Raw genomic sequence first — 25,177 nt, forward strand, 5'->3', positions numbered from 1 at the left:
AAATGCACAATAAGCATCTATGGCGTGAGACCCTACGCCCTGCCGATTTCCTTTGACAGTTTCAGGCTTTGCGACTGCAAGCCCCGAGCGAACCAACGATGTTTGCTGAGCATCCGCTTTACACAGATCAAAGACGAGAGTGTTACCCGTGTCAGACTGCCATGATTTCAACTGGCCTCTAAGAACACTGATCAGTTTTCGAGCCAGCCATGCTTGTGTGCCGTTCACTCGCGCGCTCTGTTGAGTTGCCAGGCGCCTGAATACTTTCTCAAATGCCTTTGAATTGCGCTCCAGAAATAAGGCATGACGGACATCCCTTTTCTGATCACCTGCTAGCTCCGAGAATAGGAAGTCTTTCTTAATAGTAGCCACAGACGCTTCGATAACCTGGGTTATCTTTGCCGAATCTGACGTCCCATAGACGGCCTTGAGGTAGTTGGGTGCTAAATCAGAAATCCCGTAACGTTGGTCTTTCTTTTCCTGATTGCCACGGCGGCTGGCGTAGATAAGATTGGCTTCGCTATTGAAGATTGTGCCTGACGCATCACGACTATATGAGCGTGGAATGATGTGGTCCAGCTCAGCATCTTTATCCAGGGTTGTTCCCTTATATGGGCACAGGCCACTTCCGCCCTGCCTGATACGTTCATTTTTTTCTTGCCACTTTTCCAGTTGCTTCTCACCCAGCGATAATAACTTTTTTCGTTTCGCCCCATCTTTTTTAACATCTGCAAGTCCAATACTGAACGTAAAGCGGTTTTCTTCTACTACCACCGGGATGTTAATTTCAGAATCTCTGACACCTGATTCTTTTATCTGCTCTACTTTCAGCATCGCTATTTCATAAGCCTGACGTTCGAGCAAGCGCCTCAACACACCATCGAATGGTCGAGAGCTGTCTGCCGGTAAGCGCGAACAACGTGCGGCCTCCTTATCGTCCACCGGGATCATTGTCATACGCCATGCAAGCTCCATGTGTGCAGCAGCACTGACCTTTGAGAATCCGTTCCGGTCTGTTTCTATCAAGGTGTACAACTGAGCAAGTGAAAAGCTATTGCTCAATCTTTGTTTCTGGGTTTCGGTCGCAGAAATTGAGTCAGCAATAACATCTACTGCTTTCTCGACTTTAACCAGAAGCTGCCAAATCTCTTTATCCAGACCTTTAAAACTCTTCTCTGCGCCTGCTTCGACCGACGCCCGATATCGCACAGACTGGACGTACATATTGAAGAGGTTGCCATTCTGTTTTCTAAGGTCTTCGGCAGCTTTACAAATACTCTTTACCGTTGATGGGCCATGAACTTTCTTCGTCCATACGTCTGACAGAAAGGTGGTCAGTTCTTCAGCGTTCATTTCAACGCCAAGAATATTCCCTACTAACCGATTCAGAATCTTTCGTTTTGAGGGAGGGTTAATATCCGCTTTTTCAAGCAGTGATGCAGACTCCTGCTCCCAGATACCACTTTTTGCGCGTTCCACTTCCCGGTAATACTTCTGAGTGAGATCAAGAAATTTTTCTGTATGCTGATCTCCCAGATCCTGCTTCAGACTCCAGCGGAAACTATCGAGTTTTCCTGACTTGAAGTTCTTTGATATCGCCCGGAGTGCGTAGTTATCGTGAATCTTACTCCGATCCAACAGGCGCTGAAGAAAGTAGCTGTCTGCATATAAAGACGTATCAGTCAGGCGCTGCTTATTGGTTATCAAACGTGAGCGGCGGTCAGTAAACTCAAGAATCGGCGCGATGCCTTCTGCCAGTTCCGGGTTACGCTTGCGCAGATTATTAACCCATATACGCCACTGTGAGCCATATTGCTCGTTCAGTGACTGGGGGTTAAGCCATAAGGTCTGGTCTTTTGGTGGTCGACGGTTATTCTGATCTTCATAGGGTGGTATCGTCAGATCTGCATCTATCGTCATCAACGCCGTCAGAATATCTTCTGATGGATGAATCACTTTTAATGCATTGTTACGATTAACCCGTGTTTCTTCGTCTACATGCCAGTTTTGCAGCCAACGAACATATACCGACTTAAAGCGCTCTCCGTCGTAGTAATCTGCGCCCTTCATTGCTGTATCGTTGAAGTACCATCGCAGCGCTCGCAACTGTAGATTGCTGATGTTGCCGATAAGATTCTTGAGAGCGGAAGCCCCGAACTTAGCCCGTAGCTCCGCCAGGCGAGAATCCTTCAAAACCTCGTTACCTATCGCTTCAAGGTATTTTCGACGGTGCTGATGACCAAAGTCGATACTGTTCAGCAGCTCGGACACCGTTGCCTGTAAAACCCCATAGGCTTTCAGAAGATCAACTTTCTCATCTTCTGCGTTTTCGAATAACTGCTTCTTAGCTTCGCGATTGTTTAGATTAAATTTCTCAGTAGCTGCTAAATCACGAAGTTTGGGTATATCTTCCAGTAGTTCTTCCAACTGTTCAGATATAGCAATGCTACTGACGAAAAATTCTGGGAACTCATTGGCGATCCAAGAAGGAGGAACCGTCTCGAGAGGTCTACGATCAATCTCGGTCTCTATTCTGTTATAGCCCCTACGGTTCAGCAAGCCATTCAAGGCCTCAAGTTCTGAATCATTCAGTTTGTACGACAGCCCTTGTGTAAAGGTCACTTTCAATAAACGCTTCGCAAGCTTTCTACGCTTGTTGGAACGTATTCGGTGCCGGGTGGCAGTCCGCCCCGCCTGCGACCAAGTCATCTTGCCTCCCTCTTCTGGCATAACCAGTGTGGTCAACTTGCCATGATGCTGAGCGAGGCTTTCACCAAAAGGGTATTGCGCCATATACAGGCCTGTATAAAGACCACCAAGGTCAATCGCGATTGGAGAGATGATTTTAAAGTCAGTCATCGTAAGTTCCTTTTCTCAATTTCTGTCATTTTTTGATTAATCTACGGTGTGTTCAACCACTGTACAAACGCACATGTCGGATTTTCCAACAGGTTAACGCACTCTCAGATCAGTATGTTCTGTTTTAAGCTGCTCACTTTGCCAACGGTAATAGTTCAGTTACGACTTGAGCCACTTCGAGATATCGGCTTTCAAGCTTGCCGTTCTTTACCAGCCACGCAGCCACTTCAGGCCAGTAGTACACGGCCGAGCCACTGCTGATACCAAAGTGCGGTGCCGGAAAGCTCGCTTCTAACTTTTTACCACGCTGGCCGTTTGCCCAGGCGCGCAGCGTTTTGATCGGTAACTCACTGAGATAGGCCACGGATGCCAGTGTCACATATCCGCCCTGCTCTGAGTGAGCAACCTGACACCCGGCGGCTTCTACGTTGGCGATGGCTGTGGCCACGGCGTCGCGCGCGCTTGCGGCTTCACGGTCAAACTCCAGATACGCCGTTCGGCCGTTGAAGCAAAGGGTGGCGTCGTCACACCCTGCTTCATATAAACGATCTTCCAGGGCGTCTGACTCGGTATAATCACCCTTCAAGATCAACGTAATGTGATAGATATCCACCGGTGGCTCTCCTACAGGACTACAGTCCTGCACTGTTTTCTGTATCCGCTTAGCATGATTGGCTGGGCTTGGCAGCGTACTTCAGACACTGATGCTGTGCACTGTATATCCGGTAATGCCACAACGCAGCTTGCAACAGCAATGAGCAGGGTTTACTGACTCAACCAACTTCACCTTAGCAAAATCGCATCCATATGGATGCACTCCTCGCAATTGACTAAGGCTTCACCGTTTCCAGCATGCTTTTACCAATAAGGTTCAACTGCCTCAGCCGACTCCGGCGTTAACATGACTTGCTGAGCTTCACTCTTATCCCGTAAACGATCCAGCCCCAGATGGCGCATCACATAAATCACGTTGGCTGCCCGTACGGAGTAACTTCGCGTGTAGCGCCCTTGTTGGTCTTGGGTCATGCAAAAGTCAAACGCGAGCGCCGCTTTTTTGTTGTCTTTGAGGCGAATGTCAGGTTCGATGGTCACGTCGACGAAAGTATTCCATTTGTGGTCTTGCTGGGCTGTTTTGTCCGCTGCGCCTTCGTCGTTGTAGACCTCTTTTATACGGGAGAGTACGTAGTCGCGATACTCCTGATTCTTTTCGCACCAGGCGCGGGCATGCCAGCGCATGCCGTTGTGTACTAGGTTATGAGGGCTGATGATGCGGTCTTCGTAGTCGGTGCTACTTACCGATAGGTACGATATATCGAGTCTGCGCTGCTGACGAATGGCACTGAGTACGTGCCGGACAATCTCTGGCTCAGGATGGCGCTCAAACTGTCGCATCGGGAACATGTCTGCCGATTGCAGACCTGTGGTGTTTTCCGGCAGGTCCATAGCCTGAAATCCAATCAGGTATTGTTCGAGGCTGCCGTTTGAATACTGCGGCACAAAATCACGCGATGGTTCATAGCCTTTGGTACTGGCGTTGTAGTTAAGATTGCCGGGACTGGCGTGATCGTATTTTTTTATCAGGCTACTGGCGAGGTCTCGCCCGATGCCGAATTCCTGCATCAGATGCGAGGCATTGATCTGCCCTTCCCAGAGTGCCCGAAGCTCGATGAATCGAAGTATTAACTGATGCTGATAGGAAACTTGTTTGTCCATACGTGCTGTCCGTAGCCGGTTATTAAAGGTCAGCTTATCAGCTGAAATGCAGGAGTGCATACGTCGCAACTGTCAGGTTATGTTTGATCTGGGGGGGAAAATGGAGGAAGTGGTGATGCACGCTATTGAATTATTGTCGGGGAGAAGCTCCCCTCCTACAGGGGGTAAGTAGCGTCGGTTGTGTAATACCGAGGATTTCGTAATCGCGAATAGCCTTCGGCTGATTCACTCCCACAGAGAGAAGAGGTAATTTGCTCACTCAAGGTGATTCCAATCCAGATATCAGAAGGCGCGGCTCTGAAGATTTCGCGCATAGCCAGACAAGCTGGCTGAAGCGCTCCTACATGGAGGGAGGAGTCGTAACGGGAAGAGCGTGCGTGTCGGGGAGAAGCTCCCCTCCTACAGGGGGTAAGTAGCGTCGGTTGTGTAATACCGAGGATTTCGTGATCGCGAATAGCCTTCGGCTGATTCGCTCCCACAGAGAGAAGAGGTAATTCGCTCCCACAAACGGGAGCCGAGGCTCCCGTCTATTGCTACTGGTGTGAATCAGCGCTTAACGCGGTGCACAGCCAGCGCCTGTGCTGTGGTTACAGCCATCGGCATCAATAAAGAGCTGGGTTGAATACTCTTCAATCGGCAGCTTCTGAACCTGCTGGCCGTCTTCAGTCAGTGCCTCAACATAGTTGATAAAGCCCTGCGCGTATTCGGTGTAGGTATCTTCATAGTTACCTGCATCAAACGGTACGCTGAAGGTGGTGTAGCCATCCTGACCTGACGCGATAAAGTCGTTGGTGACTACGCGATAGGTTGCTGCTGGGTTAATGGCAGCCCAGATGCCTGCAACCTGCGAGTTCACCTCGACATTGCTGACACGGCTACCTTCTGCCTGTGAAGCATCAATGTCATAGCGCAGACCGGACGCATATGGGTACGAACCACTTGAACCGTCGTTATCAAGGAAGTTAGCCAGCGCATCTTCGAGGACGTCGATGATCTGTTGGCCTGTCATATCGAGAATCACCAAGGTGTTCGAGAAAGGCAACAGTGTGAACGCATCAGCAATGCTTATATCCCCGGCGGCCAGATCGACACGAACACCACCGCCATTCTGAATGGCAATATCCGCAGTTGGCGTTACTGTCAGGAAGGCTTTAGCAACCACGTTTGAGATATCAGAACCATTTTCGTAGGTCGCTGAGCTATCACAAATCGTAGAGCGCCCCTGTCCCGGAATTCGCTCAAGGCACAGGTCTTCTGCGTTAGTACCAATCACTGTCTGTTTCAGCACATCGACGTCTTCATCGTATACATCCAGAATAGCCTGAGTGGTCGCATCTGGGCGGATAGCAACGATTTCGTCCTCTTTCGTCAGAGCCGTTGTCACTCGAGTAACATCGGCACCAGTAAGGGTGCGGGTTTCTTCCTCGTTATATTCATACTCGAAGGTGGTACTGATCGGCATATACGGCTGACCAGCACATGCCGTGACATTACCGTCTGTATCGAAGTCAACATCCAGTTTGCCCATCAGGTGGGCGTATTCCCACGCCTGTACCACACAAACGGTATTACCACCCGCGTCGGTGACAACCGTTGGGTATTCGCCCTGTGTATTAAAGCCCAGCTGTGAGAAGGTCTCATCGCCCAGCAAGGTATGAGAATCACCACCAACAATCACGTCAACGCCATTAAGTGCCGCGGCCAGTTCGAGATCATTGGCGTACTGATAATGGGTCATCAGGATGATTTTATTTACACCCATGCCAGTCAGTTCATCGATGTACTGCTGAGCGGTTGTAGTTTCGTCAGAGAAGGTCGTGCCGTCGTCCGGGCTTGATGAGTTCTTCGTTTTACCCGCAATATCGATGCCGATGATGCCGATTTTCTGACCTTCACGTTCAACGATGGTGTAAGGCTCAATGTAGCCTTCAGCGATGGCTGAGCCTTCTGCCGGGTTAACGTTCGCTGCCAGTGTTGGCGTTACACACGCAGAGGAATTGAGAGAATCAAGGAAGTTCGCCAGACCGGTATCGCCGTCATCAAACTCGTGGTTACCGAGAGCAAAAGCATCAAAACAGATCTGGTTCATCATGTCGGCGTCAGCACGACCTTTGAACAGCGAATAATACAGGGTGCCAGTAATGGCATCGCCTGAATGCAGCTTCAGAACATTATCTGACTGCATGTCCAGGCTGTTGAACAGGCTAACCATCATAGGAAAGCCGCCGTAAGTGACATCCACTTCTGCAATGGCTCCACCTTCGGCACCTGTTTCAAACCCCAGCTCGGACACATCAAACCCAAATGACTCAGCTTCAAGGTGTGAGTGATGATCATTCATGTGCAGAATGCTGATCGACATGGAGTTATCTTCGTTCGATGGTGCTTGCTCGCCCTGCTCGCCTTGCTCACCTTGGGGGCCCTGAGGGCCTGCTGGCCCTTGAGCGCCATCATTTCCGTCTTCACCGCCACATGCAGAGAGACCTGCGACCATGGCTGCCAGTGCTGTAAGTTTCCACACTTTCATGATTAAACCTTTAATGCGTTTAGTTGATAAAATTCACCAACACATTAAGAACGAACGCTTACCATCCGGTGACAGTCATCTGGCAAATCCGTGACAGAAGGATTTCAGATTAGTGACAAGCAGTGCACCACTGATCTGTATCAACTTTTTTGCATTGCCCCTCTTGGAAGTGAAAAATCCTGCCTTATATAAGAAGTAACCGAACGGAAAAGCACGATCCCGGGAGTGCTTCATCCGCCAGGCGAAACCTTTAAATGCGCAATGCGCACGAGTGTTTTATTTGGTGTGGAGAAACTTCTATGACTCATTTAATTAATCGTTCATCTCTGTTTGATGATCTGTTCCGCGATGTTGCATCTGGCTTTTACGTAAAACCGCTTCATGGTGATGCGTTACCTAAGAGCGTGAAGGTTGATGTCACTGATGCTGGTGAAAATTACCTGATACATGCCGATATACCCGGCGTATCAAAAGAGGATATTCATGTTGATATCGATGGCGCACAGGTATCAATTAAGGCAGAAATTAAACAGGAAGACAGTACGTCCGATAATCAACGCGTGCTGCACAGCGAACGCTATTATGGTTCGGTATCGCGTAGCTTCGAGCTGCCACAGGACGTCGATATTGAAAGGTCCGCAGCGGAGTATAAAGATGGCGTCCTGCAACTGACTTTACCGAAAAAAGTGCAGCAGGAATCTCAGCGTCGCCTGACCATTAACTGACCCGAAATATTGGCCATTCAGGCCGCTATAGAAAGTAGTGGCCTGGTACTTTTCTACAACCTGGACCAAGTATCTTCTATCAGGACAAAGCCTCTTCCAATTGACTGAGTAATGGGTAAGAATGAGCCATTATTTTGACACAAGGTCTCCCGGTGGCAGGGTTACGAGAAAGGAAACTGGCGATTACAGCAGACCTTCATTGGTCGCTGGAAGAAATGAGGGCGAAGGAACTCGGCAAGCAGTTTCTTCTGAACCTCAGTGAGTTTCTTCCCGTATACAGCCCAGCCCTTCGTCAGGTGTACTCTGACTACGATACTTACTTCACAAAAACCTCAGTGGTCATTCTTCCTGACCCTGCCGACTTTACGGCCACCTACTCTCACATCCCAGAAAAATCGGTAAAAGCGACGGGCCTGTTACTGCATCCGACGCCTGATGGTGTTGGTGTTAATCTCAGATTGAAAAATCAGAAATCCAGAACACTGCCCTTAGAAACTGCCTTTCAGCTCGTTCGCAAACAACTCCGCGGCCCGTTTCTTCCCGTGGTAAAACGTGGCGACCTCAGAGACTTTGATCAACTCACGCCTTGTCTGCATCTCAATGCGTTAGCTTTGGGTAATGCAGACACTCTTTCGCGGTTCGAGCGTATTGATATCGCCAACGCGCTGGAGGAACGGGTCGAGGAGCTGGTATTAGCCGCTCATTTGCTCGGAGTTTAGAAGCCCTTTGGCCTTTACTGTTCTGGCCTTTATCGCGGATAGCAGAGTAGTTAAGAAGAGTACTTAAGAAGAGAAACAAAAAAGCCGCTGCATTGCTGCAGCGGCTTTTTAAATTCTGGTAGGACTACCCAGATTTGAACTGGGGACCTCTACCATGTCAAGGTAGCGCTCTAACCAACTGAGCTATAGTCCTGAAGTGGTGCGTATATTACTCAGGCGCTTAGCATTACGCAACCCTTTCTGAAGAAATTGCATACGAATCAGCAAGATAGCGCCATAAGCATTCTGCAACCCACACTAGACGCCGAGAATAACCTCTGGCTTGTCTCCTTTCTGAGGCGCACAGACCGTGACCCGGCCCGATAACGACTTATCGTTTTTGTCCTGCTTCTCTGCCAGATACGCCTTCACGGCCGCACCGCGCTTAACGGCCTCGCTGTACCAGGCGTCACCCCATGCCGCAACTTCCTGCTCGCTTGCAACCGGGCAAGCCTGTAATTCCAGCTCTGGCTTGTTCGACATCATCTCAGCCACGGTATCCAGATACGCAATATGCTCTTCATTCAACTCCAGTTGCTGCGGCTCATAGTTGAGGTCATTGAGACGAATCGCAAACAGTTGATCACCGGCGAACGATGCCAGGCTGATGAGCTGACCGTATGGCACGAGAGACTGCTTCAGATAGTAGAGAGTCGCCGTGCGCAGCGCTTTGCGACTGACCTGACTGATAACGTCATTGATGCCCACGTCTGGCTGACTGATATCGCCCGACAATGGAACGTCGATGCGGATATTGTTGTTATCGTCTTTCAGCACTGACAGTGCCGTTTCAACCGGCATGGATATCTGTTTGCTCAGGCGGTCGATAGTTTCTTCATCTGCGGGCTCAAACTTGCTGTTCTGCAGCTTAATCAGCACATTACCTCCGAGCTGACCGTCGGTAATACTGATGATTGAGTCAACGCCTAACATGCCTTTTTTAAGTCGATAACCCATGGCGTCGACGAGGTAAGGGTTGAAATCGACCAGGTTGAGCTGGTCGATATCGACCTCAAGCTTGCCCTCTGGATAATCCCCTTTCACGCCCATTTTTCCGCTGGCACGGATACGGTTGTAGGTATCCAGAGCAAGCAACAATGTCAGGTCAACGCCACTTTCGAGCTGCTCGGTATCAATTGCTCCCGTCGAAAGCTCCAGTACTTTACCGCTGGTATTTACCGTCGGTGTTACCGCTTCATCGGTCCAGTTGAAGGTTGTAGCGGGTATATCATCGCCCTCTGTCAGCAACTGAATACCGGCAATCTGAACTCTGAAAGGCACCGCTTCGGCAGCTGTCTCATCCGTCGTATCTTCAGTGGCGGACGAATCTGTACCAGAGCCAGACTCAGGAGTTGCCTCTGCCTCAGCTTGAGGAACACCTTTAATGCTGCCGTCTGCAAGACGGGTCACGTTAGACACCAGCCCGTAAAACTGATGTACGCCTGATGCAAAACCCGACGGGGTCGCCGTAATATCGGTGATCTGATAATGCGCCAATGACGCCAGCGGCACTTCTTCACCCGGCGGTGTCACGCTCAGTGCATTCAGTTCCAGAGAGGATACTTTCTGCTCATCTGCATTTGCCAGAACGCCGATAACCGTCAGGTTACCCAGTTGCAGAACACCAGCTTCAGGGTGACGCGCCCTTAAGGTGTCGAGTGCGGCACGGCCAATATCAGCAACAGGCTGAGTAGAGAGTCCTTCGACTCTGACTTCTGAAGTAGTAAAGGCCGCAAGCGATAACTCCGGGAACCCGGCCAGGTTGCCACTGAAGCCTTCGAGTGAAAGTTCTTTAATCAAGACGTCATCTTCACTGGCGCGCCAGCTCACCTGGCTCAGCATTAACTGGTCCAGTTGCGCTTTCTCATCATCCGGTAACTGAGCCTGCACATTTTTCAGTAGTAAAGATCTGAGACCTGCGGTCATACCACTTTCGCCCAGATTGAAAGATGCACCTTTGATATCCAGCGCATTGAATTCCACGCCTTCAATACCCGGTGCATCGAGTGCCAGTGCAGTCAGCGATATATCACCCGAAATATTTGGTTGGGTTAACACCTTCTGAGCCTCTGCCTGCAAACGCAGAGTGACTGGAGAACGCAATACCAGAGAATCCTCGCCAATGGCGACGCTCAGCTCGCGCAGAGTGACATCTAAAGTGAGAGGCGTTGCATCGTCGGTTGCCGAATTGAACAAGCCCGTCGATAACTCACTTAATTCAACGGTGACTGCCAGCCCGGCTTGCTGCCACTGAATCAAGTCATCTGTGAGCGATATATCGTCGACCCGGAGTGACCAGCCTTCAGGAAGAGGCCCGGAGCTGCCTGTCTGATCACTCTCCTGGTCTCTATTTTGGTCACTATCCTGATCACCTGGTTCATTAGCTGATTCACCGTTGTCAGGCGTTGCTTCCTCAGCCTGGTCAGAGCCCGGCAGAGTGATACCCGCCAGGGAAAGCCCTTCCTCGGATTGCTTTCCGCGAAACTTTAATCCGCTCACACCCACGGATTGAATATGGATTGTCTGATCGAGCAACGCAGAGAGGTTGACGTTAATACCGATAAAATCAGCGCCGACCTCTGCCTCTGAATCCTTAACGGGATAGACCGCACTGACGTCCCGCAGCTCGACTTCGCCGGTGAAGGGTGACAGCGTCCAACCACCAATAAGAAGCGACTGCCCTTCTCCCTGCTCGGCATACCATTGCTCGACGTAGCGCAGCGCAAAGAAAGGAGCGGCAACAAACACCAGCAGGTAAATACTGACCAGAACCGCAACGAGTATCAGCGGCAGCTTCAGCCACAAGGGAGTTTTAGCCCGATGACGAACATGCTTGGGATACTTTTTCTGCGCCTTTTTCTGCGCTTTTTTCTGCGATCCTGTTAATGCGTTCTGTTGCGCATTATCTTCTGTTTTTCGACTGTCATTCATAGTGCGTCGTTATTGCTCCAGAGCGCGTCTCTAAGGCCGCTTGCTCTTTCTGTTCTGGAATTCAAAGCCTGTTGCCAGCAGGCGTTCCCTACCTGACACCAGAATTGTTTTCTCGCTCGGGTAATGGCCGTATAGACCAACTCCCGCGTAATCACCTGCTGCCATTTTTCGGGTAAGAGAAGCATCACAGCAGAAAACTCAGACCCCTGGCTTTTGTGTACCGTCATGGCGAATGCCGTCTCGTGATTAGGCAGACGACCCGGCGAGAGGAAACGTAAGCCGCCCTCCGCATCGCGGAATACAACACGCTCCTGCCCTTCGTGCCTGAGCATAATGCCGATATCCCCATTGTACAGGCCAACATCATAATCGTTGCGGGTAATCATGATTGCGCGCCCCGGATACCAAAGCTGGCTGGTGTCTGACAATAAACCAGCTCTGTTAAGCAGACGTTCAATTCGTCGATTAGTTTCTTCAACCCCGACTGGTCCACTGCGCAATGCCACCAATACCTGAAACTGGTCGAACGCATCTAGAATCCACTCTGGCGAGGCGCCGTCTTCTATCAGGCGACAATACTGACGATAACCCTCAACAACGTGCGCCTGCCACTCTTCAGAATCTGCCGCTAAGCGCACTGCATCAGCAAAAGCCGGGTCCTCTAACACCTGATCAGCTTGTTGAACGGCCCCCTGATTCACCGCACGCGCCAGAGCGCCAATACCGCTGTGTTCACCAAATCGATGGGATTTACGCAACTGGACCATCGCATTCTGCATAATTGAACATTCTGCTTCGATAACGGCGCTCATGTCGTACCCCGTTAACGCCCCCAGTCGCGCGGCAAAAGCGTCGGTAATACCGTGTTCTGTACCGGCGTCGCACAAATCGGCAAGCACACTCCCAGCCTCAACCGATGCGAGCTGGTCACGGTCCCCCAGAAGAATAAGACGTGTCTTTGGAGCCAGTGCACTCAGCAGATGAGCCATCATTGGCAAATCAATCATGGACGCTTCATCGACCACGATGCAGTCATACGGAAGGTAACGTTCATGGTGGTAGCGAAAGCCTCGCGGGCTCCAGCCAAGCAGACGATGCAGAGTAAAACTAACCGAGGGAATACCATCGGCATGCGGCAGTCCACCGCGCTCACGGGCCTGGCGGATGGATTCTGTCATGCGTGCCGCAGCTTTACCGGTCGGCGCGGCCAGGGCAACCCGTAGATCCGGGTTTTCACTCAACAAGGCACTCAGCAAACGAGTCACCGTGGTCGTTTTTCCTGTGCCGGGGCCTCCAGTAATCACACACAGCGGCTGAACACAGGCCGTTGCGGCTGCAATAGCCTGCCAGTCGATATCCGCTTCCGGGGCTGGAAACAGTTTTCGCAACGTCGTCGCCAGCGCCTTACTGGCCGGCATGCCTTCCGGGCTGACGCGCTGACGTATCTGCTCCAGCACCGACTGCTCATATCGGAAATACCGGTTCAGGTAGACCCGCTCACCCTGAACGACAAACAGTGCTGATGTATCTGCTTCTGACGTTGCGATAGAAACAGTCTGACAGCGCGTCAGTTGGTCAGTCGTCGGTAGATGCTCAGGCGATACAGCCAATGCTTTTGGCCAGGCTGATAATTCGAGGCAGACCTGTCCGCGGCCGAGGACATAACTTACGGCACAGGCCGTCAATATTAAGGCCTGCTGGTCTTGTGGAGAGGTTGTACCGTAACTGGACTCCCACTCCACTGCCTGACGAGCCAGCTGATAATCAATCGCACGGATAAGATCGCTTTCTGACCAGAGCTTTAAGTAATCGGTGCTCATGGGGCAACCTCCTGCGCTTGCTCTGGCAATATCGCTTTTCGCCACTGGCGCAGAGATTCAACACTCACGGGCGTGAAGCAGACGCCGGCATCAGGGTCTGTATTGTGATCGCTTTTACAGAAATGACTTCCCATACCACGGAGGTAGAAATACACACTGCCACCTAAGTGCTTTTGCGGCTGATAATCAGGCAATCGACGGCTAAGCAATTGATCAAGTGCCAGCATATAAATCCAGGACTGCAGATCGTATCTGTGGTCACGCATCGAATCGCGCAATGCCGAGGGCACATAATTACGCCAATGATCACCCAGATGGTTCGATTTATAGTCGGCGACGTAATAACGGCCCTGCCACTCAAAAATAAGATCGATAAAACCTTTCAGATAGCCGGTTAAAGGTTCAAAGCTGAAGCGTTGATCACCTCCTAACAAAGCATCAATATCCGACGCCGATAGCTGGCCCACGGGTAGATAAAATTCCATTTCATCCAACCGTGACGATGGCTCAATGTCTTTCAGTGTGAGAGTCGTATCGTAAAGTGCCAATGGTTGACTCACGATACTTTCAATCCAGTCTGACACCTCGTCGACGGGCTGCTCCTGCAGGCCATAGAGATTCAGCTGCTCTTTGCACACATCAAGCAGAGCCTCTTTATCGTGGAAATCCCAGTGTTCAAAAATTGCGTGCAAACAGGTCCCCGGATTGGCACCTTTCGGGAAACGCAAAGCCAGCGGCAATTCGCCATCGGATACTGAAGAGACATCTGTGACACCTGCCTCCCAGTCAAAGTAATGCCCTAAATCTGCCGCTGCCGCTTCAACACTGTGGGCGGCAGAATTCGCAGAGTGGGCAGCCAGCTGGCTGTAGCTTCCGACCCGCCAATGGTCGCGCCAGCGCGCCTTATTGATTGCGGGAACGACCGGCGGAGGTGGAACATCAAGCTCTGCCTGACCGGCTACCCGCCACTCTGGCAGCTCACCGATAAACATACCGTTAATATCGACGTCAGCGATATCGGCAATACGTCCACCATTACTTAATAATTCACCCAATGCAGAATCAAGCCAGATCGGCGCACGTTTATTTTTGGGGCCTGCCTGCACATTCGCCAGCCACATAAAACAGCCGAATTTCGCCCGTGTTAACGCAACGTATAAGAGTCGCATCTGCTCAGCTAGCGTATCGCGAGCCTGCAATTCTTTTGCTTTATCATCCGGTGCAAGATCGCGCACCAGCTCACGGCCATTAAAATAAATCGTTTCTGTATTCTGGCGTCTGGGCCTGGCACTGTCGGCCCAGAGGTACGGTAGAAATACAAAGGGGTATTCAAGGCCCTTCGATTTATGAATGGTGACAATATTGACCAGGCGTGAGTCGGTTTCCAGTCGGAGCTGAGCTTCCTCACCACGATCAGAATCCGGATCAATACGCTCACTGAACCAGCGAATCAAAGCCTGATGGCCACGCAGCTTACGACTTTGTGCCTGAAGCATTTCTCCAAGGTGGAGGATATTGGTCAGAGTACGCTCACCGTTCTCCATTTTTCGCAGACGTACGGCACGCTCGTCGTCTTCGAGCCATTGCATCAGCATGGCCATAACACCCCGGCGCTGCCAGATCTGATGATACTCATGCATACTGGCAAGCTGGGATTCCCAGGAGTTTTCATCATCCTGCATCCGAACAAGATCGTCAGCGGTAGCGCCCCAGATTGAGGTAGCTATTGCCCGGCGCACACTGGTTTCACTACCGGGATGAGCGATGGCTTCAAGCATAGCTAACAGGTCCCAGGCTTCTACAGAATCAAGTACGCTGTCGCGCGTCAGATAAACACTGCCAATACCTTCCCGAGTCAACGCATCCCGAATTATCTTTGCCTGTGCCCGGGAGAAAACCAATACGGCAATATCGCCGGCTTCAACCGGCTTTCCTTTCGCATTCTTTTTACCATTAACCGGGAAACTGGCGGCACCCGACATTAAAGCGCCAATCTGAGAAGCACACTCAGTGGCTATTCGTTGCTGGGCTTCTGGTTTCGATTCTTCCGGATCATCACCCACCCACAGCTGTAACGCTTCCGTCGGAATACTCTGCTGCCAATGGGGCGCCTTTTTATCGTGATGACCGCCGGCCTGTACCGGGTAAAACTGAATCGCGTCATCAAATACGAAAGGCTTTTCATGATTCTGCCAGAGTGCATTCACCGCATGAATCAGGCGACTATCACTGCGATAGTTCGTATCCAGTGTAAAGCGCCGATTCTCATCGACTCGTTTACTGGCGGCCATATAGGTAAAGATGTCACCACCACGAAACCCATAAATCGCCTGCTTAGGATCACCGATCATAATCAGGCCATGCTGATCATCCGTGTTATTTACGGCAGCCGACTCATTGACCTCAGAAGACTGATATATACGACTGAAGATTCGATACTGAACCGGATCGGTGTCCTGAAATTCATCGATCATTGCAATCGGGTGCAATCTTCGGATCTGCGCTGCCAGCTCTTCGCCCTGCTCAGACTGCAGAGCACTATCAAGAAGGCGCTGAAGATCATTACTGGTGACAACCGCCGCTTGCTCTAGAAGGTCAATGTAACGGTCGTAAATAGAACGAAACCAGGTCAGCTCCTGAGACTGCCTGAGTGTTCTTTCAAGTTCGATCAGCTCATCAATTTTTTCAAATAGCTTATGACGTGGCGGCTCACCCGTTTTCGTTTTTTCACTGAGCATGACTGAACCGAAACGGTTCAGATTGGCCGGAATAGGCAAAGCCTGCCCTGCTGCGAAGTAGTCTCCGGCCTGCTGCAACCAATTAGGAAAATTCTTACTACTGTAACTGCGTTTATCGATATCAGCCGACATGATCTCTTTAACGATGTTGTCATGCCCAAGGAAAAACCAAAGATTTTTAGCATCTTCGAACGTTTGCTTTAAACGCCCCCAAAGCACGTCAAAGTCCTCTTTGATATCCGGCTTAGTGCGCACGCCAGGTTTATTCATCCAGCTGCGGAAATACCTGAACAGGGAATCAGGATCAGAGAAACCTGATGTCAGAAACTCGAGCACGTCCCGATTCTGTGGATAGCACAGCTGGCGCCATATATCTTCACAGGCGCGGCGAAGATATTCTTCACCTTCTACTTCTAACGCCTGGTTAAACGCTACACCACTGTCGAATGCGTAGCGTTTCAACATCTGTGCGCAGAATTTATGGATGGTACAGATAGAGGACTCGTCCATCTGGGCGAGGTTTAGCTGCAACCAGGTCTGAAGCTCTTTTATAAGTGCTTCAGAAGAGACCTTATCTGTTTGTAGTTCGTTAACCCAGCGCTGAATGTCAGGGTCAGGCATTACCCCCTGCTCTGCAGCCAATAAATTCTCAAAGGCATCACGTAAGCCAGCACGAATCCGGCCGCGTAATTCTTCCGCAGCGGCATTAGTAAAGGTCACCACCAGAATCTGAGTGCAATCAAGCTTCTGGTTAATTCCATGCCCCAGTACGGCACGACGATATAACTGATTAATCGTGTAGGTTTTACCTGTGCCCGCGCTCGCTTCAATCAGCGACCGCCCCAAAAGAGGAAACGTATGAAGGTCGAGTTTATTCACGCTACGGCCTCCTGCTGCAAACATTGTTCGGGAAGCGCCCAGATCCAACTGTGTGTTTTTAACCAGCTATCAAGTTCACCAGATAAAAGCCTGCCAGCGAGGTCGGGGTGACAGCGCAGCATAGCTGTTCGATTGAACTCCGAATATTCGCTTTCGGCCTGTTTTTTCAATGTATCCATTCGTTTCGCTTCATCCGCTTTCAGCATGGCCCACTGTATTCCGGGTAGCGCTGTCTGCGGCGATGTCCAGCTGGCAAAATAATGTATCAGGCATTGCTGAATATAGCGGATGGCCGCTTCCTGAGAAGGCGCATTAAAGATATATTCTTCCGTCTTCTTCTTACCGCCGACGATCACCGCCATCTGCACCAGGTCCGGTTGCGCGGCAACAGCGAAGATGAAGTCGAGCCATAAATTTAAAAGGTGCTCGCCTCGAAGATCACCCGCTCGCCAATACACCAACTGTTGATTCCAGCACTGTGCATACTCTCCACTGATTTCAACCGTCGACGTATTCTCATCGGTTATACCAGGGTCATTCACCAGCAAGGTCAGAGCGCCGCTGTCTGGTTCGCCGGAGATAAAATGTTTAACGCCATCAAGTAACGGCGCTAATTCATTTTCAATCCGGCTTACGTAGATGTCTCCCAGCGCATTGACCGGTAGGCTGCCCAGTGCCTGTTCTCTGTATGTGAAGTCAGGAATATCTGAGGGTTCGGAAGTGGCTAATTGATCCTGTATCCAGCGTTGTTTCAGAAGACTGTTTTCCAGTGCGCCCGGTTGGAATATCTCTTCATTGCGCGATTGCGTCATATGGAGATCGGGCTGCAATCGGAGTCGGCGCTTTACGAAAAAGCTCGCGGGTTTCAACAGAGATTCTTTTACATCACTCCACAGTACTTGTTTACGACTGAAGCCTTCTGGTATCGCCACGGGGGCTGAATAGAATGGCCTGACTTCAGAATCACTGTGGTCTGCGTTGGCCACGTCTGCCCATAATTTGTGATAGCCAGCTACGGCATTTATGTGCTCAGGCTCATAGGTGCGCCGATTAAACGGCTGCAATGGAAGTTCTTCGGTTAACCAGTTGCGCAATCGCTCCCGGCTCTCTCGTGCAGGTAGTTTTTCATCACCTTCAAGGCAATATGCATCACCGATGTAATCAAGAAGTTCGCTGATCAGAACCGAGGGTTGCAACTCGTGGTTTTCCCGGGCATCGCGTCCGCGGTAACTGATGTAGAAATTCTCCTGCGCAGAACACAGTGCCTCAAGAACGAGGTAACGGTCGTCTTCACGTCGGGAACGATCCCCCCGACGCGCTCGCCCCTGCACCATTAAATCAAAACCGACCGGAGTCACCTGACGCGGATAATCCTGATCATTCATTCCCAACAGGCAGACTGCTTTGAACGGAATCGATCGCATCGGCATTAAGGTACAGAAGTTTACCGGACCCGCCAGAAAACGCTGCCAGCCACCTTGTTGACCGAGATGTTCCTGAAACCAGCTGCGCACCACCTGAGGTGATAAGGCTTGGTCGTACGCTGCATCACTGAGTTCTTCTGCCCAGCGCTGAATAGCATCGCGGACCCGCTGAAGCTGAACACCTTCATCAAGGTCGGGTTCATAAAAATCATCCAGTAATTCAGGAATGGCGGTCATCCATTCTTCTACCGTATGCGTTTCAGACTGATAGCCGCGCCAATGATCAAGAGTTTCGATTAACTGGATCAGCTGGCCAAGAAGCTCAGCTGCTCCACCTTCTACGCCAAACACTGGCCAATCTTCGCCCTGATGCGCTGTAGCAGCGGTGGGCAGCATTAACCCTAACAATAACTGACGCAAACCTTTGCGCCAGCTGTTCTGACCAAAGGCAGGAAAACCAAGGTCACTGCGGTGATCACTGTCTAACCCCCAGCGAACACCTGCGTTATCAAGCCATTCACGCACGCCCTCGAGATCGCCCTCTTCAATGCTGAACCGACGACGTATGGCGGGCACGTCCAACCAATCAAGCACATCGGTCAGTTGCAACCGGCTATCAAATAAACTCATCAGAGACACGACGCTATCGAGTAGCGGGTTCTCCTGAACCTGCGACTGATCTGCAATCGCCCACGGAACACGATGACCTTCGGGCGCGCTGGCGAATACAGCATCGATATAGGGGGCGTACTGGTCGATATCGGGCACCATCACCACAACGTCGCGAGGTTTAAGCGATGGGTTGTCGTTGAACCAGAACAGGAGCTGGTCATGCAGGCGTTGAACTTCCCGCAACGGGCTGTGTCCCGAGACTACCCTCAGACTCTCATCATTCTTAGATATTGATGATTTGAAGCGGCTACTTTTTAAAGCTGCTGGTTGATAGGCCGCTGATTGACCATCCCGGAGGTCTAACAGATCTGCCTGAATATGCTTCAGTAGGCTTGTTCGCTCAATCTCTGTAAACGCTTCAACGTCCTGTAACTGACCTTCATCTGAGGTTTCGTGCACAAGCGTCAGAAAATCTTTACCAAGACGCCCCCAGCTGGCCAGTAACGGGTTACCACGCTCTAGGTAATTCTCCGCATCTGGGTTGGTCTTCAGAATCCAGGCTTTCTGTCGGTCACTGACAATATCTCCCCAGAAATTACGACAAGGATTCAACAGGAAGAAATGCACATCGATATGACCAGAAATCGCATTAAGAACATCCCAGTAACCACCGGGTAAAGCTGCGATACCAAATACAAATAAGCGTTGTGGCATAGCGTTTAAGCGATGCCCATTTTCAGCAACGATGGACGCTAATGAGGTCGTCAGCCGGGCGCGGTGCTCGAGGCTATTCCCCAACGCCTGACTGTCAGCCACCAGCGCTCGCCAGACCCGCGGCTGCCAGGGGTGAACCGTTACATCACTGTCGTCGATCCCGTCTATGCCCTTTTCCCAGTTAAGCAGCCAGTCGGGGCGATACACCAGATACTGGTCAAAAACGTCGGCTATTTTATGAGCAAGTTCATAGCAGCGCAGGCCATCAGGGTCGCTCTTGAGGTAACGGGCAATACCTTCACACTCAGGTTCATCTTTCAGCCCCGGTAGAAGGCGCATTAACTTCCATGCCATGGCCTGTTTCTCAAAGTGCGAACGCTCGGGCAGCTCAGGTTTGAGCGTATTGAATACCTTCCAGACGTAGGCCGATGGCAGAGGAAAATCGACTTGAGCAGCCACACCAAGACCATCGGCGAGCTGTAGTTTTAACCAATGCGCCATACCCTGTGATTGCACCAGAATCTGCTCAGCTTCGAACACACCGGGCGGGTTCTGACGAATCTCATTCAGAAGCAGTTCTTTGAGAATTTCCAGGTCGTTGGAGTGATATAAGCGGAACATGGCGTCCTTGTCTGTCTGGGTGACTGAGAACAAGGCGATAGTGTAACAGGTTGGTGGGGCTCTGGTGGGCTGTGTTTGTGGCAGATACAACAAAAAAAGCCACTCAGATGAGTGGCTTCTTTTCGCTCTGAAGGCTGAGATTATTCAGCAGCTGCGGTCGCTGCGTCGTCGATCTCATCTGCTACATCTTCAGCAGCATCTTCCGTTGCTTCACCAGCATCCTCTGCGGCAGAAGAGACTTTATCCGCTGCTTTTTCGGCAGCTGATTTATCGGTAAAGGTATTTTCGACTGCAGCAGCGGCTTCTTCTGCAGCATCCTCCGCCGCGCGCATCGCGTCTTCCGCTTTGTCACCTGCCGCTTCGGCCATTTCTTCGGCTTCGGCTTTGGCTGTATCCGCCGTTTCTTTGGCCTGTTCACACCCTGCCAGTACCAGACCAAACATCAGAGTGAGCATTGCGAATGTAATACGTTTCATAATCATCTCCATAAGCTTTTATTTATTGAGCTTACATTAAATGACCAAGGCGAGGCTGCAAAGTTCCGACATCTGTAATTTTTCAAAAATCATTAGATCAATTACTCTCAACTTCTCGACAGTAGTCTCAGGCGATCTGTGAAAGATCGATTCTGACTCGCCGCAACCTCAGGGCTGACAAGCTCTCCTCGATAAACATTCAAGCCATTTAAAAGGTTAGTATCTGCAACCAGCGCCTCTTTCACACCATGATTGGCCAACGCAAAAATAAACGGCAGCGTTGCGTTATTCAGCGCAAGGGTGGACGTGCGGGCAACGGCGCCGGGCATATTGGCTACACAGTAGTGAACAACGCTCTCTTCAATGAATACAGGTGATTCGTGAGTTGTAGGACGCGAGGTTTCAGCGCATCCACCCTGATCGATAGCCACATCCACAATAACAGAGCCAAGCTTCATGGAATGCAGGTGGCTATGCTTAATCAGCTTGGGCGCTGAAGCCCCGGGAAGAAGAACCGCACCGACGACCAGATCAGCACGAGCCAGGTGTTCGTCCAGCGCTGTTCTCGTTGAGTACACGGTATTTATTCTGTTGCCATAGTGAGAGTCGAGTTCACGCAACCGATTCATCGATGTATCCAGCACTGTGACACGAGCCCCCATACCCACAGCGACGGCAAGCGCATTGCTCCCGACCACGCCGCCGCCCAGAATAATCACTTCAGCCGCTGGCACCCCAGCAGCACCTGACAGCAGCACTCCCCGCCCACCAGCGGCCATCTCAAGGCTATGAGCCCCTGCCTGAACAGCCATACGCCCGGCTATCTCGGACATAGGTGCTAACAGAGGTAATCGCCCTTGCTCGTCTGTGACTGTCTCGTATGCGATACAGGTAGCGCCAGACGCAATAAGCGAGTCAGTTAAGTCATGGTCAGGTGCCAGATGGAGATATGTGAATAAAGTGTGCTTGGACGTAAGTAATTCTACTTCAGACGCCTGCGGCTCTTTCACCTTAATGATGAGTTCAGCAACATCGAATAATTCGGCAGCACTGCTGACTACTTCAGCGCCACTGTTCAGGTAGAGATCGTCGGTGAAACCTATCGCCTCTCCGGTGCCCGTTTCAACAAAGACATCATGTCCCCGATGTACCAGCTCTCTGACGCTGTCGGGCGTCAACCCTGCCCGATACTCGTGATTCTTTATTTCTTTTGGTACGCCAACTCGCATAAATACGTCTCCTGTCGACTTACTCCTCAGAATAGCAGCACCCCGGCCCGATATGTTCTTTCAGGCCACAAATACCACACTCCCCGTTGCAAAAACACAACACCTGACAATGACCTTACTACTGGCCGATGAGTTTCACGATAACAATTGAATGCGAACCATTATCTCTTGTACTATCACAAGCGAAATGCCATACCCACAATCGTTTAGGATTTATGTCGACTCTTTTAAGTTTCACCCGCAGGTCGCTTGGCCCGGTTCTTACTGCCTTCATTGGTGGCTACCTGTTCACCTGGGGCTTCGTTGCCCTGACGGTCACCGCAACGGTCGCCCTTGGCTGGGGCTTTCATACCGCAGAGCACACTGCATTTCTGCTGGCCATTCCTGTTTTCCTTTTTGTTTTCTTCTGGTTGTTCCTGAGCCGGAAAACCTTGCTGACGCATGTCGTTGCCTACGGCGGGGGCATTGCTATGACAGGCATATCAGTCTGGCTACAAACTGTTCTACTGACTCAGGGAGGTTGACCATGCAATTCAATAACATACGCCAGGGTATGGCCTGGCTGCACACCTGGCTCGGTCTGATTCTGGGCTTCGTCCTGATGGTCTGTTTTTTCTTCGGCGCACTGTCTGTATTCGATCGTGAGATTGATCGCTGGGCGATACCTGAGACTCGCTTTGATCCGCAACCTATGCCTTCATTCGACCACTTGCTGATGGGTGTGTTCGAGCGCATCGAACCGGATGAAGCTGAATACAATCGTATGATGCCGAAATACCATGATGCCAGCGCTGGCGAGATGACGCCCCGACTGGAGCTACCGGCGGATGAGTATTGGGCTTACACCACCCATCGCGATCCTGTCTTACGTATGGGTGCGGGATTCCGGGTTCCCTTTCCTGCCGACACTGAAGGTCACAACCATATCCACGGCAATACCACGATCGATCCTCGTACTGGTGTCAGTGTTCCTGATCATCATCTCAAAATAGGCAGTGAGTGGTTTTACCCACTCCATTACAGCCTGAATATTAACTGGAACTTTCTCGGCTTTTTCATTGTGGGCATTGCCGGTTTCTTTATGCTGGTTGCTCTTATTTCTGGTGTATGGATACACCGTAAAATTTTCCGCGAATTGTTTACCTTCCGCCGCAATAAAAGTAAGCAGCGCAGTATTCTCGACATGCACAATATGACCGGCGTGGTGGCACTGCCATTTCACTTCTTTTTTGCGTTTACCGGCCTGATTATCTTCGTCGCCTTTTACTATATGCCCGTCACCAATACCATGCTCGAGCCCTTGCACAGCGCTCAGCAGGAGATCCAAGCGCAAGAACTGGGGTTACCTCATGAACGCGCAGGCATTGCTGCACCTATGGCCTCTGTCGATGCGATGGTGGCTGAAGCGAAACGTCGCTGGGCAGCAAGGGATATGGCTGGCGAAGTCGGCTTCCTACAGATGCACCATGTCGGCGACCAGAATGCTTACGTCAGCATTTATCGCGCGGGTAGCGATCGTGTTGCACTCGTTGGTGAAGGTATCCACTTTAATGGGGTTACGGGTGAGGTTCTTCGCGAAGATCCCCCTCACAGTCTTGCCGAATCAATTGGCGATTTTCTCGCCGGCCTGCACCTCCAGCATTTTGAGCACTGGTTCCTACGCTGGCTCTACGTTATTGGAGGCCTGCTCGGCTGTGCATGTATTGCTACTGGGTTTATGTTCTTTGTCGAAAAGCGCAAGCAGCAGCATGCCAAAGCAGGTTCTCAGGGAAGCAGAGTTGTCGACGCATTTGCAGTGACCACAGTGACCGGCATGGTCATCGCCGCCATCGCAATGCTGATCGCCAACCGCTTTATTCCTGCAGCAACGGAAGGCAAAGGTGAGATAGAGAAAATTGTCTTCTGGTCTGTGTGGGCGCTGTCGTTCCTGCACGCAGCATGGCGTAGTGCTCCTGTTGCTCTGGCGAAAAGTAATCCCGCCTGGAAAGAGCAGACGATGCTAATTGCCCTCCTGGGGGTTGTCGCGGTCATCGCGAACTGGATCAGTACCGGAGACCATTTAATTAAAACAATCTTTACAGATCCCTACTGGGCAGTCGCGGGTGTCGACCTCAGCCTGCTAGCGGGAAGCCTCATCGCTCTACTGACAGTAAAAAAGATGTCCGCAATGAATGAAACACAAAGCAAACAGGAAGCCGGACAAGAAGAGATAGCTACAGGAGAAACCGCTTATGAATGAGGCAGCATGGTTAACAATCGCCTTTGTACTGATGCTGCTGGCAATGAGCTGGTTCGCGCTGTCTCTCAAGTCACACTGGAAGCAGGTGACGGACGGAAAGCCCGCCTCGCGTATTCTCAGAAGCCTGGGCTGGTTGTGCGTCATGCTGTCTGGTCTGGCGTGCCTTCAGGCTGACCACGCCTCAATGGCAGTGCTTGTCTGGGCCATGCTAAGCGCAACTGCTGCTTTTATCGTTGGCCAGGTATTAAGTTATCGCCCGACTCTACTCAGACCTCTCGCGCTGTTCCGAGCTTAGAGCCAGACTCAAAGAAAGCCAAATTCAGTACCGGCCCAATAACCGGCTACAGAGAAAAGAACCAGTGCAAGAACCAACATAATCCCATCGCGGGTACTCAAGCCGATGGCAGCGAAAATAATCGCAAGTGCAGGGATTGCTGCAGCCATAGGGATGAGTTCAAGCGGTATCATTAACAAGCCAAACATAACGCACAGCGCTGCGATTAAGCGACTGATGACAGGGCCGAATAAAAACGTCAGCCGTGGCTTGAACAAGCGGTCAATTCGCTTGGTCACTGGAGTGATCTGATCAACGCCCTCACTGAAGCGTTCCCGGTCGAAGTCTGCTTTGCGTAAACGGGATGGAATCCAGGGATGACTTTTTCCAAATACTTTCTGTACTGCAATAAGGGCAATAAGAATCCCACACAAACTCGGTATACCGGGTATGGCACCACTGGGTAAAAATGCTATCAGTGCCGGAGCCATCAGTAGCGGACCAAAGCCCCGCCCTTCCAGCGAACTGACAATATCCCCCAGCGAAATACGCTCATCGTCGGTATCCTCACGCAGTGTCGTCAGTACTGAGGTTATATCGAGATTATCCGCCACTCGCCGTCTCCTGAGGCTGCCCTA

General features: G+C 51.0%; 16 protein-coding genes and 1 tRNA gene. 5 read left to right on the forward strand and 12 right to left on the reverse strand.

The features are described from left to right. From cas9 to B2067_RS02520, 4 genes are all read right to left on the reverse strand, one after another. Positions 1–2,859: type II-B CRISPR-associated RNA-guided endonuclease Cas9/Csx12 (gene cas9 / locus B2067_RS02505; RefSeq protein ID WP_301387335.1), on the reverse strand; the 2,859-nt coding region annotated here is incomplete at its 3' end. Between the two features lie 133 nt (positions 2,860–2,992). Then, a complete protein-coding gene (locus B2067_RS02510) occupies positions 2,993–3,472 on the reverse strand; it encodes a hypothetical protein (RefSeq protein ID WP_301387336.1) in 480 nt (159 codons plus the stop codon). A 245-nt stretch (positions 3,473–3,717) separates the two neighbouring features. Next, entirely contained in the window at positions 3,718–4,572 is an 855-nt protein-coding gene (locus tag B2067_RS02515; protein ID WP_301387337.1) for a WYL domain-containing protein, read from the reverse strand. Between the two features lie 553 nt (positions 4,573–5,125). Next, complete coding sequence (locus tag B2067_RS02520) at positions 5,126–7,099, reverse strand: bifunctional metallophosphatase/5'-nucleotidase (protein WP_301387338.1); 1,974 nt, start codon at positions 7,097–7,099, stop codon at positions 5,126–5,128. Between the two features lie 299 nt (positions 7,100–7,398). Here B2067_RS02520 and B2067_RS02525 point away from each other — a divergent pair, with 299 nt between their 5' ends. Then, a complete protein-coding gene (locus B2067_RS02525) occupies positions 7,399–7,824 on the forward strand; it encodes an Hsp20/alpha crystallin family protein (protein ID WP_273087975.1) in 426 nt (141 codons plus the stop codon). 134 nt (positions 7,825–7,958) lie between these two features. After that, positions 7,959–8,543 (forward strand): hypothetical protein, encoded by a 585-nt coding sequence (locus B2067_RS02530; protein ID WP_301387339.1) that lies wholly within the window; start codon positions 7,959–7,961, stop codon positions 8,541–8,543. A gap of 116 nt (positions 8,544–8,659) precedes the next feature. On the opposite strand, the gene B2067_RS02535 is transcribed toward B2067_RS02530, so the two are convergent. The 7 genes from B2067_RS02535 to ald form a co-directional block, all read right to left on the reverse strand. Next, positions 8,660–8,736: transfer RNA gene (locus tag B2067_RS02535), tRNA-Val, on the reverse strand. A 104-nt stretch (positions 8,737–8,840) separates the two neighbouring features. Then, complete coding sequence (locus tag B2067_RS02540) at positions 8,841–11,513, reverse strand: DUF748 domain-containing protein (RefSeq protein ID WP_301387340.1); 2,673 nt, start codon at positions 11,511–11,513, stop codon at positions 8,841–8,843. Next, the gene (gene recD / locus B2067_RS02545) at positions 11,510–13,333 is read right to left on the reverse strand and encodes an exodeoxyribonuclease V subunit alpha (protein WP_301387341.1); all 1,824 of its coding nucleotides are present in this window, start codon (positions 13,331–13,333) and stop codon (positions 11,510–11,512) included. The genes B2067_RS02540 and recD overlap by 4 nt, the downstream gene beginning before the upstream one ends. Then, positions 13,330–16,950, reverse strand: a complete 3,621-nt coding sequence (gene recB, locus B2067_RS02550) for an exodeoxyribonuclease V subunit beta (RefSeq protein ID WP_301387342.1) — start codon at positions 16,948–16,950, stop codon at positions 13,330–13,332. The genes recD and recB overlap by 4 nt, the downstream gene beginning before the upstream one ends. Beyond that, entirely contained in the window at positions 16,947–20,321 is a 3,375-nt protein-coding gene (gene recC / locus B2067_RS02555) for an exodeoxyribonuclease V subunit gamma (protein WP_301387343.1), read from the reverse strand. Before recC ends, recB begins: the two co-directional genes overlap by 4 nt. 140 nt (positions 20,322–20,461) lie before the next feature. Beyond that, a complete protein-coding gene (locus B2067_RS02560) occupies positions 20,462–20,797 on the reverse strand; it encodes a hypothetical protein (RefSeq protein WP_084188678.1) in 336 nt (111 codons plus the stop codon). A 107-nt stretch (positions 20,798–20,904) separates the two neighbouring features. Further along, positions 20,905–22,026, reverse strand: coding sequence for an alanine dehydrogenase (ald, locus tag B2067_RS02565; protein ID WP_301378515.1), 1,122 nt, complete (start codon positions 22,024–22,026; stop codon positions 20,905–20,907). Between the two features lie 215 nt (positions 22,027–22,241). Between ald and B2067_RS02570 the strand changes: the two genes are divergently transcribed. The 3 genes from B2067_RS02570 to B2067_RS02580 are packed head-to-tail and all read left to right on the forward strand — an operon-like array spanning position 22,242 to position 24,560. Continuing rightward, a complete protein-coding gene (locus tag B2067_RS02570) occupies positions 22,242–22,550 on the forward strand; it encodes an iron uptake protein (RefSeq protein WP_301387344.1) in 309 nt (102 codons plus the stop codon). Positions 22,551–22,552: 2 nt separating this feature from the next. After that, positions 22,553–24,265: a PepSY-associated TM helix domain-containing protein gene (locus B2067_RS02575; RefSeq protein ID WP_301387345.1), complete on the forward strand. Its 1,713-nt coding sequence runs from the start codon at positions 22,553–22,555 to the stop codon at positions 24,263–24,265. Beyond that, positions 24,258–24,560, forward strand: coding sequence for a DUF3325 family protein (locus B2067_RS02580; protein ID WP_301387346.1), 303 nt, complete (start codon positions 24,258–24,260; stop codon positions 24,558–24,560). The genes B2067_RS02575 and B2067_RS02580 overlap by 8 nt, the downstream gene beginning before the upstream one ends. Positions 24,561–24,568: 8 nt before the next feature. On the opposite strand, the gene B2067_RS02585 is transcribed toward B2067_RS02580, so the two are convergent. Continuing rightward, positions 24,569–25,153, reverse strand: coding sequence for an exopolysaccharide biosynthesis protein (locus B2067_RS02585; RefSeq protein WP_068437712.1), 585 nt, complete (start codon positions 25,151–25,153; stop codon positions 24,569–24,571). Positions 25,154–25,177 lie beyond the last annotated feature (24 nt).

It is taken from the genome of Thalassolituus sp. UBA2590, assembly GCF_002339775.1.
Taxonomy (GTDB): domain Bacteria; phylum Pseudomonadota; class Gammaproteobacteria; order Pseudomonadales; family Oceanobacteraceae; genus Thalassolituus.

What these genes read in the sequence shown, in the direction of transcription:
- recC (WP_301387343.1), bottom strand. Translation starts at nt 20,321, where the DNA reads ATGTTCCGCTTATATCACTCCAACGACCTGGAAATTCTCAAAGAACTG.
- B2067_RS02520 (WP_301387338.1), bottom strand. Translation starts at nt 7,099, where the DNA reads ATGAAAGTGTGGAAACTTACAGCACTGGCAGCCATGGTCGCAGGTCTC.
- B2067_RS02525 (WP_273087975.1), top strand. Translation starts at nt 7,399, where the DNA reads ATGACTCATTTAATTAATCGTTCATCTCTGTTTGATGATCTGTTCCGC.
- B2067_RS02540 (WP_301387340.1), bottom strand. Translation starts at nt 11,513, where the DNA reads ATGAATGACAGTCGAAAAACAGAAGATAATGCGCAACAGAACGCATTA.
- B2067_RS02515 (WP_301387337.1), bottom strand. Translation starts at nt 4,572, where the DNA reads ATGGACAAACAAGTTTCCTATCAGCATCAGTTAATACTTCGATTCATC.
- ald (WP_301378515.1), bottom strand. Translation starts at nt 22,026, where the DNA reads ATGCGAGTTGGCGTACCAAAAGAAATAAAGAATCACGAGTATCGGGCA.
- B2067_RS02580 (WP_301387346.1), top strand. Translation starts at nt 24,258, where the DNA reads ATGAATGAGGCAGCATGGTTAACAATCGCCTTTGTACTGATGCTGCTG.
- recD (WP_301387341.1), bottom strand. Translation starts at nt 13,333, where the DNA reads ATGAGCACCGATTACTTAAAGCTCTGGTCAGAAAGCGATCTTATCCGT.
- B2067_RS02560 (WP_084188678.1), bottom strand. Translation starts at nt 20,797, where the DNA reads ATGAAACGTATTACATTCGCAATGCTCACTCTGATGTTTGGTCTGGTA.
- B2067_RS02575 (WP_301387345.1), top strand. Translation starts at nt 22,553, where the DNA reads ATGCAATTCAATAACATACGCCAGGGTATGGCCTGGCTGCACACCTGG.
- B2067_RS02570 (WP_301387344.1), top strand. Translation starts at nt 22,242, where the DNA reads ATGTCGACTCTTTTAAGTTTCACCCGCAGGTCGCTTGGCCCGGTTCTT.